9 protein-coding genes are annotated in these 14387 nt (G+C 67.0%); 4 read left to right on the top strand and 5 right to left on the bottom strand.

Annotated elements, in window-relative coordinates; translation table 11 throughout:
- Positions 1-11: 11 nt before the first annotated feature.
- The 5 genes from ACLJEU_RS01210 to ACLJEU_RS01190 form a co-directional block, all read right to left on the bottom strand.
- A complete protein-coding gene (locus ACLJEU_RS01210; RefSeq protein WP_414663491.1) occupies positions 12-812 on the bottom strand; it encodes a YMGG-like glycine zipper-containing protein in 801 nt (266 codons plus the stop codon).
- A gap of 145 nt (positions 813-957) precedes the next feature.
- The gene (locus tag ACLJEU_RS01205) at positions 958-2097 is read right to left on the bottom strand and encodes a hypothetical protein (RefSeq protein ID WP_414663492.1); all 1140 of its coding nucleotides are present in this window, start codon (positions 2095-2097) and stop codon (positions 958-960) included.
- 184 nt (positions 2098-2281) lie between these two features.
- Complete coding sequence (locus ACLJEU_RS01200) at positions 2282-3223, bottom strand: DUF2167 domain-containing protein (RefSeq protein WP_414663493.1); 942 nt, start codon at positions 3221-3223, stop codon at positions 2282-2284.
- 32 nt (positions 3224-3255) lie between these two features.
- On the bottom strand, positions 3256-7653 hold the full coding sequence (locus ACLJEU_RS01195) for a DUF7133 domain-containing protein (protein ID WP_414663494.1): 4398 nt from the start codon (positions 7651-7653) through the stop codon (positions 3256-3258).
- A 290-nt stretch (positions 7654-7943) separates the two neighbouring features.
- On the bottom strand, positions 7944-9257 hold the full coding sequence (locus ACLJEU_RS01190) for an outer membrane protein assembly factor BamB family protein (RefSeq protein ID WP_414663495.1): 1314 nt from the start codon (positions 9255-9257) through the stop codon (positions 7944-7946).
- 129 nt (positions 9258-9386) lie between these two features.
- On the opposite strand from ACLJEU_RS01190, the gene ACLJEU_RS01185 reads away from it, so the two are divergent.
- From ACLJEU_RS01185 to ACLJEU_RS01170, 4 genes are all read left to right on the top strand, one after another.
- Positions 9387-10736, top strand: coding sequence for an outer membrane protein assembly factor BamB family protein (locus ACLJEU_RS01185; protein WP_414663496.1), 1350 nt, complete (start codon positions 9387-9389; stop codon positions 10734-10736).
- A gap of 179 nt (positions 10737-10915) precedes the next feature.
- On the top strand, positions 10916-11581 hold the full coding sequence (locus tag ACLJEU_RS01180) for a hypothetical protein (RefSeq protein ID WP_414663497.1): 666 nt from the start codon (positions 10916-10918) through the stop codon (positions 11579-11581).
- A 234-nt stretch (positions 11582-11815) separates the two neighbouring features.
- Positions 11816-13057 (top strand): PQQ-binding-like beta-propeller repeat protein, encoded by a 1242-nt coding sequence (locus tag ACLJEU_RS01175; protein WP_414663498.1) that lies wholly within the window; start codon positions 11816-11818, stop codon positions 13055-13057.
- Complete coding sequence (locus tag ACLJEU_RS01170) at positions 13054-14259, top strand: PQQ-binding-like beta-propeller repeat protein (RefSeq protein WP_414663499.1); 1206 nt, start codon at positions 13054-13056, stop codon at positions 14257-14259. The genes ACLJEU_RS01175 and ACLJEU_RS01170 overlap by 4 nt, the downstream gene beginning before the upstream one ends.
- Positions 14260-14387 lie beyond the last annotated feature (128 nt).

Raw genomic sequence — 14387 nt, 5'->3', positions numbered from 1 at the left:
GGCCCAATCGATCATCGGCCGAACAAACCGTTGGCCGAACTCATCGGCGACGGCGTGTTGTAATAGTTGTTGATGATCGTGGTCGACTGCACCGGCGCGGCGGTGGCGGGTGCCGCCTGAACCGTCGGCGCCGGTTGCTGCACGTACACCGGCGCTGACTCGTAAGCCGGGCGGCGATTGGCATCGAGGATCGTGCCGAGCAGCCAACCCGCACCCGCGCCCCACGCCGCCCCGCGCCAGCCGTTGTGCCGGAAATCTCCGCTGTTGTGGCCGATGATGCCGCCCGCCAGCGCGCCGAGCACGAGACCGTTCGAAGCCGCACTGCCGACGCCATAGTAGCCGGAACCCGAGTAATAAGGATACCCGTCGCCGTAGCCCTCGTAGTAGCCGTAGGCCGGCGCCAGCCGCGTTGTGAACTGCGGGCCATAATAGCCGCCATAGTACCCGTAGCCGCGACCATAGTCATGACCCCGATGGCCGAGATAACGCGATCCATGTCCGCCCACTGAATAGCCCACCCCCACGCGCACCGTGGGTGCCGACCGGTAAACATAACCGCCGCCCTGCGGGGCCGGCACATAACCGCGGTTGGCGTTCGCATTGCCCACCGCCTCGCCAATCAGAAGGCCGGCGCCGGCACCGATCGCGGCGCCCTTCCAGGCGTTATGCCGCAGGTCGCCACTGTTGTTGCCGATGATCGCCCCGGCGACCCCGCCGAGGACGGCACCGTTGACGGCTTCCGGCCGGAAAATCTGCGCGCTGGCCGACGTGACCGCGAGGAGAGCAAGACCCAGGGAAAGCGATGTTTTCATGGCTAAGGCAACGTGTGCGACAGCGCGCGACTCGCAAGGTTTCACAATCGCCGAACGCGTTGCAGCGGGAAGGACGGCTGGCTGGAACCGGCAGTTTCATTGCCGGCCTGAGACTGGGTGAGAGCATCAAAGGAGCGGCCGAAACCTAACGCCGCACGCGAGCCAAAGGACACAACGGCACACCGTTAGGGCACTGCCCCCGCTCATCGTTGAACTGGTCTCGGCAACGGGGGCAGTACCGGCAACTCGCCGGTGAATCAGGCTCCGGCGGTGCCAGCAGCGCCTCCGTTGAAATCCCTGCCGCCGCCAGCAGCGCGGTCAAACGCGCCTCGAGCGCACCGCGAAACCAGGCATCAATCTCACGCGCAACCGCCGGTTCATCCTCCACCCGCGCCGGCCAGCGCAAATCAGCAAGTGCGTTGAAGGCCGCGGCGCACACGGCCCGCCCGCTGCCCGCAGCCACCATGCCCGCCGCCCCATGCTGGACGGGAAAAAAGCCCTCGCCGGCCAACGCCCGCAACCGCAACGCCTGCGGCGGCAGCAGCAACGCACTCAACAGCGTCGAGGTGCGCTTCTGGGCGGTCACCGGCTTGAGCCGTCGCACCGCCCGCCACGCGAAGACGACCGCCGCCACGTGGGCGGCAAACAGTCCGAGCATCATCCACGGCAGCCACTCCGCGAGGAGCGTGCTCGCGCGTTCCGGCAGCCGCGACGCAAGGTCGCCGACCACATAAACCGTAATGCCCACCATGCCGAGGAACACGATCGCGTTGAATTGAACCGGCACCGCGGTCCGGGCGACGAGGACGCGCAACCGACGCCGCAGGTGCTCCGGTCGAAACCACCGCGCGATCACGCCCGCAATCCGCGGGTCCCGTTCGGCCGGCGCGAGGCGCGCGAGCGCGATCAGCTCGGGTGCCGTCACATGACCGGTATCCGGGCAAAATCGGGCGCCGTTGATAAAAATCCAACCGCGCGCGACGCCGACCTCGCGAATCTCGGCCCAGCGCCAGGCCACGATGCGCGCCGGCCGCTCGTCGGGGCGTCCGATCGACCCGGCCGGACGGTTGCTGACGCCCACCGGCGAAATGGCCACCGGCACATCGTCGAGCTGCACGCGCCAGCTGCCGGGCCAGAATCCGGGCAGACTGATCTTGCCCTGGAACGCCCGACGCCAGCGCCCGCATCCGCCCACGACAGTAAACCCTGACCGCGGCCGCAGCCGCGCGCCATCAAGCGCCCACAGCGCCCAAAACACCGCGAGCACAGTCATCCATTCAGACATCAGCGGGTACGATTAGCCCGGGGCAGCGATCGCCCGCGAATCACGCCCATGGACGCGAAAAAAACCGGAACAGGGCGAAGCGACGCTCACCGAAAACCGCATGAGGCGACGACGGGATTTGTTTTAACGCCGAGATTCGCGGGCATTCGTGTGATTCGCGGGAGGAGTTTGCCATCGTTCCGCCTCAGACGGACGGCGGCGGCGCCTTGGACCCGATGATCTTGTCCCAGAATTTTTTGATGCCCGCGCCGAGTGCGATGACCGCAAAGACGATCACCTTCCAAAACTTCCCGAACAACACGCCGAGCTTGGCGAAGAATCCCAGCTTCGCCGCCATCACGCCGGCACCGCCGAGGACGAGGGCGGACAGCCCGTAGGCGGCGATTTTGTCGCCGGCCTTGAACTCCGCGTATTTCTCGCCGGCCACGTAGCCAAAATTGTTCGCGAGCAGCTTTTCCGCATCGGCCTCCGCCACATTGAAGCCGGCCGTCCCGCTGACGAGCGTGACGTTCATCACGCCGCCGCGGCCGAGGAGCCGGATGCTTTCGTTGATGAACACCTCCTTGTATCCATCCTGCGACGACGAGAGATTGATCGCCCACTTGAGGTTGTTCGTCTTCGCGTCGTAATACGGCGCGGTCGCCCAGCCGTTCAGCTTCATCTGATCCCAGCCGCGCTTCTTGCGCTCCTCGTTGGCGCCGGCCTCGCTCTCCGTCATCGCCTTGAGCAGCTTGTCGGCGTCGAGCTTGTCCTTGTCCTCGTCCTTCACGTAGCCGACGTCGTCATAGTCGAAAAACAGCATGTAGTTCGGCGCCAGCACGACGCCGACCTCGCGCCCGCCGCGCATGTTCTGCGTGACCTCGTAGAACTTATCCAGCGAGTCGGGGCCGACGAAGCGGTGGTTTTCCGGCAGCTTCAGCTCGGCCGCCTTGCCGAGTGGAACCGTGGCCGGGCCGGTCTTCAGCTTCACGCCGACGCGCTGCAGCTCGTCCGCAAACGACACCGGCTTTTCAGTCGCCGCCGGCGCGGGAGCCGCGGGCGCGTCCTTCGCCGCAGGCGTGTCAGCCGCCCAAGCAGCGGCGACCGGCAGGAACGCGACCAGAATCCAGGAGCGGAGGAGCGGCATGGCCGGGTATTTCGACCGACGCCACCCGGCGGTCAACGCAACGATTTCAGGTGCGCAAAGAGATCCGTGACCTGCTCCGGCGCGAGGCCTTCGAGCAAACCCTCCGGCATCAGCGAACGCCGCAGATAAGCCGCCTGCTTTACGTCGCGCCGGGCAATCCGGCGGTCCGCCGCACCCGGCAAGCGCAGCACGAGCGCGTCCGCAGACTGCTCGGCGAGAAAGCCGTCGGTGACGCTGCCATCGTTCATGACGACCCGGAACGTCTGATACGCGCTCTCCATCGCCGCGCTCGGCGTGAGCAGGTTGCGCAGGAGGGCCTCGACGCCGGTGAGCGCGACGCCGTCAAGCGCCGGCGCGATCTGGCCGCCCTTGCCGCCCTGTTGATGACACGCGAGGCAGATGGAGCTGAACAGTTCGCGGCCGCGATCCGGATTGCCACGGGTGTTCGCGAGCGTGCGAAAGCGGGCAAACTTCTCCGCCTGCGCCGCTGCCTCGGCCTGCGTCAGCAGCGTCGGCGCGTCGTCCGCGATTTCGATTCGCGCGGCGCCCAGCAGGACGCCCCAGCTCGCATTGCTGAAACTATGCGTCAGTGCGGCCGGCCGCTCGGCTGGCGAAAGATCCGCGAAGCTGCGATCAAAGTTCTCCCGGATGTCCGCGGCCGAACGCGCGACGTTCCACACCCGATACTCGGCCAGCCAGCCCGCGGTGACGCCGCCCGTCGGATCGGTGCGCGTCCGCCCGAGCCGCAAGTCCGTGAACGCAGCATTACTGGTGGCGGCGCTCGTGCCGTTGAGTTCCCCGTCGAGGTAGAGTCGGAAGATGCCACGGTCGTCGCGGGTGACCGCGTAGTGCGTCCACACCCCGGGCGCCGCCTTCTTCGTGGCGATCACGACGTCGTTGGCCTCGGGCAGCCACACGCGGAAACGACCGTCAAAAAAGTTCAGGTCAAACTGACCCGGGGCGCCGATGAGACCGTCGCGTTGCGTGATCTCGGCATCGAGCTTGAGCCAGGACTCGATCGTAAACGGCCCCGCGACGGTAAGCCGGGTGTCGGGAAAATCCTCGCGGCCGCCGGGCAGGCGCAACACGCGCCGCGCCTCACCGTTCAACTCGCGCCACAGTGACGCGACGAGCGGATGGGCCGGCAGCACCGTGCGCATCTTTTCCACGCTCCCGAGGCCCAGGGCCGTTCGCGGCAGCGCGCCGGCGTCGACGGCTTCGATCAGCGCCTGCGCCCCGGCGGTGCTGCTTGCGAGCCGGTCGAGGGCGAGTCCGCGCGGACGTGCGGGCAGCGTGGGCAGAAAATCGACGAGCCGCTTGATCGCATCGGGTGAGCGGGACGCCGCGAGCGCGGCCACGGCCTCATCGCGGGCGGCGGGCGTCGCTGGCGCGCGGACAATTTCCGCGAAGAGCCCGGCGGGACCGGCGCCGAGTTCACGCAAAGCGCGCAGCGCGGCGAGCGTCGGCGGCGTGGCGGCCAGATCGCGTTTCACCACGCTGACCAACGCGGGCTCGACCCCGGCGAGTTTGAACGCTCCGGCCAGTTCGGCGCCGAGCGTGACGTCGGCCGGCGCGGCCAGCTCGAGCAGCGCGCGGGCCGCGGTCGTGAGCGGGGCGAGCAGCGCGGAAGCGTCGAGACTGGTGCGCACCGCGAGCAGTGCCCGCAAAACGGATACGCGCGTGGCGGAGTTGTCCAGCACGGTCGCGAGCACCGCGGCCACCTCCGGCTCACGGCCCTGCGCGGCCAGGGTGCGGACTTCCTCGTCGCCGAGTGGACGGTTCAACGCGGGCGCGAAACGCGCCAGACCCAGGGCCGCCTCGCGGCCGCCCAACGCGAGCGTCGCGAGCACGCGACTTTCCAGCGGCAGGCTCTGCCCCGCCGCCGATTCAAGCAGCGTGCGGGTCGCGGCGGCGTTTCGCTCCATGGCCCAGCGCGCGAGATAACGCTCGAACTCGCGTTCGTAGCGCTCCCATTCACCGGCGCTGCCACCGAGCGACGCCCGCCCGAGGCGGGCGGCCACCTGCATCAGGGCCGGACCGGCTCCGGCCACGCGGCGCAGGGCGTCGCCCACTGCGGCGCGCACCGCCGGATGCGGATCGTCGGCCAGCGGTGCGGCGAGCGCGATGAAGTCGGACTCGGAACGCGCCTGGACCGCGGCCAGGCGCACCGCTTCGCGCCGGCACGCCGGATGCGGATCGGCGGCGAGCGTGGCGAGCAACGGCGCCGGCACCGGCTGCAGCCCCTCGAGCGCCCAGAGGGCGGCGAGCCGGCGATCGAGCGGTGTCGTGCGTTCGGCCACGATGGCGGCGAGGGCGGGAACGAGGCTCGTCGCGCGACGGTCGGCGATTTCGAGCCACGCGAGGCGCGAGACGAGGGCGTTCGGACCACCGAGCTGGGCGAGCAGCGCGCGATCGTCGAGGCGGGTGAGATCGGGTGGCGGCGTGCGCGGCTGATCGCGATGGCGTACACGCCAGATGCGGCCGCGAAGTTTGTCCCGGTCGGGATGCGAGCGGGGCACTTCGTTGTGCGAAATGATCTTGTTGTACCAGTCGACGATGTAGAGCGCGCCATCCGGACCGAAATGAACGGCAATCGGGCGAAACCACCGGTCGGTCGTCGTGACAAAATCACTGAGCTTTTCGTAGCGGTAACGCGGGCCCTCGGGCACGGCCTTCACCAGCTGGATCGTTCCGGTGATCGGGTTCGCAAGGTAAAACACCTTGGTGTCGCCCGAGATCGCGCCCGCCGCCGCGCGAAACCGGTCGTCGCGGTCCTCGGCCAGCGCGAGCCCGCTGAGGCCGGTGCCGCCCATCTGCGCCGGTCCGAGCGGCGGCGGCATGAGCGGCTGGTATGGACGCAGCAGATCCTTGGAACCGGTGCGCACCTGGATGCCCGGGGCGTAGGGGACGACTGGATACCCCATGTCATTGGCCTCCTGCAGAAAGGTCTCGCCGTCCCGCGCGGTCACGAGCCCCCAGATGTTGTTCGGGCCCGCGGTGACGTTCTCGAAGCGCGAACCGTCGAGCGTGAAGCGGGCCAGCTTGCACTGGTTGAAAGGCACCGCGGTCGTCCCGTCGGCAAACGCCGCGCCGTCGGGCCGCCGCACCGTGGAGTAGTTGAAAAGTCCCTGCGCCACGAACATCCAGCCGCCCGGCTGCCGCAGGAACTGGTGGGGAAACAAATGCGAGTCCTGCGTGCCGAAGCCGGTCAGAATCGTCTCGTGTCCCTCGGCGCGGCCGTCGCCGTCCTTGTCCCGGTAGAAGCGGATGTCGGTGCCATACTGGACGTACGCCCCATCCTTATACGGCTGCACGCCGAGCGGCATCACAAGACCGTCGGCAAAGACCCGCGGTTTCGCGCCGCCGACGTTCGCGCCATAAGGATCATCGAACACCACGACCCGATCGCGGCCGCCGCGGGCGAACAGCTCCTCGGACGCCTTTTTGTTTTCGTTCGCGTCGACCGGATACTCGAGCGCGGTCATCGACCACAGCCGCATCTGCGCGTCCCAGGTCACGGTGATGAACTTTCCCAGGCCCTCCGACTCGGCGGCCACGAGTTCCATTTCAAATCCGTCCGGCAGCTTGAAGGCCCGGCGTTGATCCTCGGGCGAGCGCGGGCCGTCGGTGATGGCGTTGTAGCTGAGATCGCGGCCGGGAGCCGGCGCCGTTGCAGCGGGAGCGGTCGCAGACTTTTTCTTGGCGGCGTCGTTCGGGCCTTTCTTCGGGGCCGGCGCGCGCGGTTTCGGTGGACCGACCTGCTCCCAGGTCGGCGCGCCGGGCGTGGTCGGCAGCACGTCGATGCGGACATCCTTCACCTGCACCAACGCCATGCCGCCGCTGTGAATCTGCACCGCGATGTGGCCGTCGTGCGCGATGCCGGCATCCGGCTCGACGTAATCGAGGGCCGGGACGCCGTTGATCCAGGAGCGGATGCGCGGCCCCTCGGTGCGGATGCGCATTTCGTTCCACTCCCCCGGTTTCACGGCGCGGGTCACCGCCGGAAGGTTGGCGGACTCGGCGATCACCTTGTTGCGCCGGGATTCGTCGTAGAGTTTTCCCCACCAGCCTTCGCCAGCATCGACCTGATAGCCGCTCATCTCCGTGTCGCCGGGGACGCGCAGGCTGCGGATCTGCACGCCGCTGTTGATCATCCCGGTGTTCGGCACGCCGGTGAGTTTCAGCTGCAGCGTCAGGTCGAAATTCTGAAACGAGCGCGTCGTCGCGAGGAAGAAGTTGCGCGGCACCTTCTCGGTCAGCGAACCGCCGGTCAGCGCGCCGTCCTGCACCCGCCACCATTTGAGGTCGCCTTCCCAGCCGGCGAGCGAGGTGCCGTCAAAGAGCGGCTCGGCGGCACGCGCCGGTATCAGGATTACGAATGCAGCAAGGACGAGGCGACGCAGGGACGGAAGCAGGCGCGGGGTGGTCATGGGGATGGACGCCACCGACTCTGCGCGCCGCGAGCGGAAGGTAAAGCGCGGGCAGCGACGCAATGCCTCGGAAGTTTTACAGGAGGGAACGGAGGCAACGGAGAGGGCTTCCTTTCCTCAGTTATCTCCGTTGCCTCCTGTAAAAATCCTCCGGGAGCGCCTGACGCCTACGCCTCGCTCACCGCGACCGCAGGAATCTTACAGTAAGCAACAGAGGCCATCGAGTCCGGGCCTTTCTCAGTTACCTCCGTTGCCTCCTGTAAAGCCTCCGGGTGCACGCCCACCCGCGGTTACTTACCGCCGATGCAGTAGAGCTTCGCGTTCGTGCGGATGAAAATCTGGCCGTGCGCCGCGACGATCGTGGAGCGCGTGAAGTCGTCGCCCGGCTCGCCCATCGGGATCGTGCTGATCACCGTGCCGGCCTTCGCGTCGACGACCACGACGTCGCCCGCGAAATTCATGACGTAGATCTTGCCGTCGGCGCAGAGCGGCGACGCTTCGTACTTCTTCGTGCCCGGCAACGTGACCGTCCACTTGGGCTCGCCGTTGGCCGGACTCACGCGGGAGAGGCTTCGCTTCCCGTCGTTCACGACGAAGAAATCATCCTGGTAAAACGCCGGCGTCGGCACGTCCGAACTCACCACGCGCTTGTCGCTTTTCCACGCGAGGGCCGAGTCGTCCTGCTTGCCGCTGACGCCCGCCTTGATGGCGTAGATCGGCTCGTTCTTCGGTGCGCACGCGAGCACGACTCCGCCACCGGCGACGGGCGACGGCACCAGCCGCCAATGCCCGATCTTCGTCGGGTTCCACGTGCCCCAGCGCCAGAGTTCCCTGCCCGTCGCCGGATCGTGGCCGGTGATGCAATCGCCGCCCACGACGAGAATCTCGGTGCGGCCCTGGTGCGTGAATGGCACCGGACTCGCGAACGACTCGTGGGATTCGGCCACCGCTTCACTGGGGCGAAGCTGACGCCACAGCTCCTTGCCGCTGGCCGGATCGAGCGCGAGGAGGAAGGACTCGTTGCCTGTAGCCTTGCCGCGGCCGTTGACGGCGACGTCGCGTTGCAGGATCTGCAGGTAGAGTTTGCCGGCGAAGAGCAGCGGCGTGCTGGAAAACGTCCACTGGAACGCGAACTCGCCGTAGTCCTTCGTGATGCTGCGCGTCCAGAGTTCCTTGCCGGCGTGATCGTACGCGGCGAGCGCGCCATTGCCGTAGAAGAAGAAGACGCGCGTGGCGTCGGCGACCGGTGACGGCGACGAGAAATTGCTGCGGTTGTCGCGATTGTAGCCGTCGGTGATTTTTCGCTCCCAGAGCAGCTTGCCCGTCTTCCGATCGAGGCACAGCGCGTGCAGCGTCTTGTTCGCCTGGTGGGCCGTGCTGAGGAAAACACGATCACCGACGATGATCGGCGTCGACGCGCTCGGGCCGTCGAACGTGTACGTCCACGCGACGCCCTCGGTCTTGGACCACGTTGACGGCAGCTTGCGTTCGTCATTCGCGGAGCCGTTGAACTCGGGACCGCGCCATTGCGGCCAGTCGCCCGCGAACGAGCGGCAGGCCAGGGTGAGCGTCACAATCAGGGGTAACCAGGTACGCGTGGGCATGGCGCGAAGCTATTGGCGGTTTCGTCGGCGAATTAAAGCAAAACCGGCTCGCCTGGAAACGAAGGCCGGGATTCCCCCCACGCCCCAGAAGGCTCGCGTTGCGCGGCCGCCGGGACACAGTTCGCCGCCGTGATTCACTGTCTTCGTCCCCTCGTCGCGGTGCTCGCGTGGTGCGCACCGTTCGCATCCGCGCTCTCCGCCGCGGACTGGCCCCAGTTTCGCGGCCCCGCGGCGGCGGGCGTCGATGCGCGGGTCGCGCTTCCCACCACATGGGATGTCGCCACGGGAAAAAATCTCCGGTGGCAAACGCCCATTCCCGGTCTCGCCCACTCGAGCCCCATCGTGGCGGGCGATCGGATCTACGTCGCCACGGCGGCCTCCGACAAACCCGCCGACTTGAAGGTCGGGCTCTATGGCGACATCGCATCGGTCAACGAACGCGACCCGCAACAGTGGCGGTTGATTGCGCTCGATCGCGCGACGGGCAAAGTCATCTGGAACACGCTCGGGCTCGAGGCGGTGCCGAAGGTGAAACGGCACACGAAGGCGAGCCATTGCAACTCGACGCCGGCGACGGACGGCAACCGCATCGTGGCGATCTTCGGTTCGGAGGGACTGTTCTGTTTTGATCGCGACGGAAAACTCCTGTGGAAGCGCGACCTCGGGCCGATGGATTCGGGCTATTTCCAGAGCCCGACCGCGCAGTGGGGTTTCGCGAGCTCGCCGATCATCCACGAGGGAAAAGTGATCGTGCAGTGCGATGTGCAGAAGGATTCGTTCCTCGCGGCGTTCGATCTCGCGGACGGTCGCGAATTATGGCGGACGCCTCGCGCGGACGTGCCGACATGGAGCACGCCCGCGATCGTCGAGACGCCGGGCCGCCGGCAGATCGTGGTGAACGGCTGGCATCACACCGGCGGATACGATCTCGCCACGGGCAAGAACCTCTGGCGGCTCGACGGCGGCGGCGACATTCCCGTGCCGACGCCGGTCGTGGCGCACGGGTTGATTTATCTCACGAGTGCGCACGGGACGTTCCGCCCGATGCGGGCGATCCGGCCGGACGCCACGGGCGACATCACGCCAGCCGATCCCGGGCAGACGAACGCATCGATCGCGTGGGCGCATGCGCGACGCGGCAACTACATGCAGACGCCCATCGTCGTCGGCGACCTGCTGTTTGCCTGCAACGATGGCGGGATCCTTACGTGCTTCGACGCGAAGACCGGCGACGTGAAGTACAGCGAGCGGCTGTCCACACAGGGCCAGGGCTTCTCGGCGTCGCCGGTGTCCGACGGCCGCCACCTGTATTTCGCGAGCGAGCTGGGTAATATCTTCGTGGTTCCGGTCGCGGATAAATTCTCGGTGGCGTCGACGCCGTCGCTGCCGGAAACCTGCATGGCCTCGCCCGCGATCGCGGACGGCATGCTGCTGTTCCGGACGCGCGGACACGTGATCGCGATCGGGGCGGGACGGTAGGATCTGAGATCTCAGATCTGAAATTTGAGATTTGAGAACGGAGCTCGGACGGATGAGACTTCCAGTTTCAAATTTCAGATCTCAAATGTGAGCGTCAGCGAACCTACGGCGCGTTTGAAAAACCGTGACCCACATTTGCATCGCCCACGGCAAAAGGCATCGTCTACGAGTACCCACCCATGAACCTGACCCGTGTGCGACGCGCGCAGCTTGTGCTGTTTTCCCTGCTCTCCCTGCCTCTCGGAGCCGCCGCCGCGGACGCCAAGCCGCTCTTTGAGGCGAGTTTCAAACAGGCGTCGCCGGGGCCGTTGCCGGACGGCGACTTTCTGGTGCTCGACGGAGCGTTCGAGATCAAACAGGACGGCGGCCAGACGTTCATCGAGCTGCCGGGCGCACCGCTGGACACGTACGGCGTGCTGTTCGGGCCGACGCGCCCGGACGGTGTCAGCGTCACCGCGCGCATCTTCGGCACGAAACAGGGCCGGCGGTTTCCCACGTTTGCCGTCGGCCTGAACGGCGCGGGCGGCTACCGCCTCCAGGTTTCGCCGGCGAAGAAGCAGATTGAATTGCTCAAGGGCGACGAAACCAAGATCGGCGCGCCCTTCGAGTGGCAGTCCGACGGCTGGACCGTGCTCCGGCTCCAGCTGCGGAAGATCAAGGACGGCGCGTGGAAGATCGAAGGCCGCGCCTGGGCGCACGGCTCTCCCGAGCCCACGACATGGAACATCACCTTCGACGACACCGAGGCGCCCGCCGCCGGCCGCGCCTCGCTCTGGGGCGCGCCGTACGCCAACACGCCGATCCGGTTTACCGACCTCGCGGTCACGCCCGCGCAGGAAAAGTAACGGCTGACGCCAAGGCAGAGAAAAGGCGGCCGGAAGCAGTTTCCTCCGGCGGCGTTCAGTTAATTCTAAAGCCAGAAAGCCAGGATTCGGCAGAATCCCGCATCTCGGCTTTCTGGCTTTAGAATTGGTCCCTGCTTCTCTCCGTACGTGAGTGAAAGCGCATTCGTCCACGTCGCGTTGACAATCGAAACTCCGCCCGCTTCGTGTGCGCGCATGAAGCACCTGGCGTGTTGCGTGGTTACCCTCCTCGCTACGGCGAGTTTTGCCGCAGACTGGCCCCAATATCGCGGAGCGAACTCCGACGGCGCGTCGCCCGAGACGAATATCCTGAAAAGCTGGCCGCAGGAAGGCCCGCGGGTGGTGTGGAAGGCGCCGATCGGCGAATCGTTCGGTTCGTTCGCCGTGAGCCAGGGCAAGGCCTTCGCGTTCTTCGAGCGCGGCGGCAACGAGGTGTGCGTGGCGCTCGACGCCGCGACGGGCAAGGAGCTCTGGGCCACCGCCGTCGACAAGACCATTTTCGAACGCCAAGGCGGCAACGGCCCGCGCAGCACGCCGACCGTCGACCCAGGATCCGGCGGTGGCCGCGTCTACGTGCTCGGCACGTACCTGAAGCTCGCCTGCCTCAACGCCGCTGACGGAAACTTGCTCTGGAAGCACGACATCCAGGCCGACTTTGACGGCCAGAACGGCACGTCGGGGATCAACAAGTGGGGCAGCGCGTCCTCGCCCGTCGTCGAAGGCGACCTGGTGCTCGTCGCCGGTGGCGGCGAAGGCCAGTCGCTGCTCGCGTTCAACAAGACGACCGGCGCGCTCGCGTGGAAGAAGCACTCGGAGAAGATCACGCACGCCACCCCCACGCCAGCCACGCTGCACGGCGTGCGGCAGGTGATCTTCTTCACGCAGTCGGGCCTGGTGTCGGTCGAACCGAAAACCGGCGACGTCCTCTGGCGTTTCGCGTTTCCGTGGCAGACGTCGACCGCGTCGTCGCCCATCGTTTACCAGGACATGGTGTACTGCTCGGCCGCGTACAACGTCGGCGCCGCCACGTGCAAGGTCGAGAAGACCGCGTCGGGCTGGAAGGCCACGCAGCTCTGGCGGACGCCCAGCGAGTTGATGAATCACTGGACCACGCCGGTGTGCAAAGACGGCTACATCTACGGCATCTTCGGCACGGCGCGGGATGGCGCGGCGCCGCTGAAGTGCATCGAGATGGCCACGGGCAAGGAGATGTGGTCGAAGCCGGGTTTCGGCGGCGGCGGGGCCACGACGCTCGTCGACGGCCACGTGCTCGTCCAAGGCGACAAGGGGCCGCTGGTCCTCGTCGAGGCCACGCCGAAGGCCTATAAGGAAGTGGCGCGCGCGCAGCCGCTCGGCGGCAAGTGCTGGACGATGGCTGTGGTGGCCAACGGTCGCATTTTCGCCCGCAACACCAAGGAAGGCATCTGCCTCGACGTGGCCGGAGGCGGCGCGCAATGACGCTCCGTCGCCGCGGTTCCGGACTGGTTTTCCTCGCCCTCGCCTCACCGCTGCTGGCGCTCGACTGGCCACAGTGGCGCGGACCGGCGCGCCACGGAATTTCCCGGGAAACCGGCTGGACCGCGCAGTGGCCGGCCGCCGGTCCGAAGCAGCTCTGGAAGGCGTCGGTCGGCACCGGCCTGTCCGGGGTGTCGGTCGCCCAGGGCCGGCTCTACACGATGGGCAACGACGCCGAGATCGACACGGTGGTCTGCCTCGACGCCGTCACGGGCAAGTTGGTGTGGAAACATTCCTATCCCTGCGATCCGTTCGACCCGAACGGCTACCCGGGGCCGCGTTGCACCCCGACCGTCGACGGCGATCGCGTTTACACCGTCAGCCGCCTCGGCCATCTGTTCTGCTTCGATGCCGCCACCGGCAAGGTAATCTGGGCCAAGGAGCTGCCGAAGGCGTATCGCGCCAAGCCGCCGAAATGGGGCTTTGCGGGATCGCCGCTCATCGAGGGCAAGATCCTGCTGCTCGAAGTCGGGGCCAAGGGCGCCGCGCTCGTGGCGTTGGACAAGGTGACGGGCGACGAAGTCTGGAAGGCGGGCGACGATGCCGCGGGCTATTCGTCGCCAGTGACGTTCGCCGCCGGTGACACGCGCGTCGTCGCCATGCTGCACGCGAAGGCCTTGGTGGGCCGGCGGGTGACGGACGGAGTGGAACTCTGGCGGCATCCGTGGAAGACCGACTACGACGTCAACGCCGCCACGCCAATCGTCTCCGGCGACCGCATCTTCATCTCGTCCGGCTACGGCCACGGCGGCGCGTTGCTGCACCTGGGCGCCGGCGCGCCGAAGGTGCTCTGGGAAAACAAGGCGATGCGGAATCAGATGAACGCCTGCGTGCTGATCGACGGCCATCTGTACGGTTTCGATGAGAAGGTGCTGACCTGCCTCGATTTCAATACCGGCGCCGTGAAGTGGACCGAATCCAAGTACGGCAAGGGCTCGTTGATGGCCGCCGACGGCAAACTCATCCTGCTCGGCGATCGCGGGCTGCTCGGCACCGCGCAGGCGACGCCAGCCGGTTACCGCGAAATCGCCAGCGCCCAAGTGATCGGCGGCAAGGATGTCTGGACTGTGCCCGTGCTGGCCAACGGCCGGATCTACGTGCGCAGCAAAGCCGATCTCGTGGGTGTGGACGTGGGAGGAAAGTAATCCGTGCCGACGCTGAGCCCAACGACCTTCCGTCCCTTCTTCATCGCGCCGTACGCGGCGAACGGCATTCCCGGGAGCGCAGGCGTCCCCGCCTGCTCCGAAACATTGCAGGCGGGGACGCCTGCGCT

Origin of the sequence: Terrisphaera buseokensis, from assembly GCF_047521145.2 — a bacterium.
Lineage (GTDB): Bacteria > Verrucomicrobiota > Verrucomicrobiia > Opitutales > Opitutaceae > ER46.
The sequence above is the reverse complement of the archived record's forward strand: the minus strand, read 5'-3'. Positions and strand labels throughout refer to the sequence as shown.

Coding starts and splice junctions, on each gene's coding strand:
- ACLJEU_RS01210 (WP_414663491.1), bottom strand. CDS start 812: ATGAAAACATCGCTTTCCCTGGGTCTTGCTCTCCTCGCGGTCACGTCG.
- ACLJEU_RS01190 (WP_414663495.1), bottom strand. CDS start 9,257: ATGCCCACGCGTACCTGGTTACCCCTGATTGTGACGCTCACCCTGGCC.
- ACLJEU_RS01195 (WP_414663494.1), bottom strand. CDS start 7,653: ATGACCACCCCGCGCCTGCTTCCGTCCCTGCGTCGCCTCGTCCTTGCT.
- ACLJEU_RS01170 (WP_414663499.1), top strand. CDS start 13,054: ATGACGCTCCGTCGCCGCGGTTCCGGACTGGTTTTCCTCGCCCTCGCC.
- ACLJEU_RS01200 (WP_414663493.1), bottom strand. CDS start 3,223: ATGCCGCTCCTCCGCTCCTGGATTCTGGTCGCGTTCCTGCCGGTCGCC.
- ACLJEU_RS01205 (WP_414663492.1), bottom strand. CDS start 2,097: ATGTCTGAATGGATGACTGTGCTCGCGGTGTTTTGGGCGCTGTGGGCG.
- ACLJEU_RS01180 (WP_414663497.1), top strand. CDS start 10,916: ATGAACCTGACCCGTGTGCGACGCGCGCAGCTTGTGCTGTTTTCCCTG.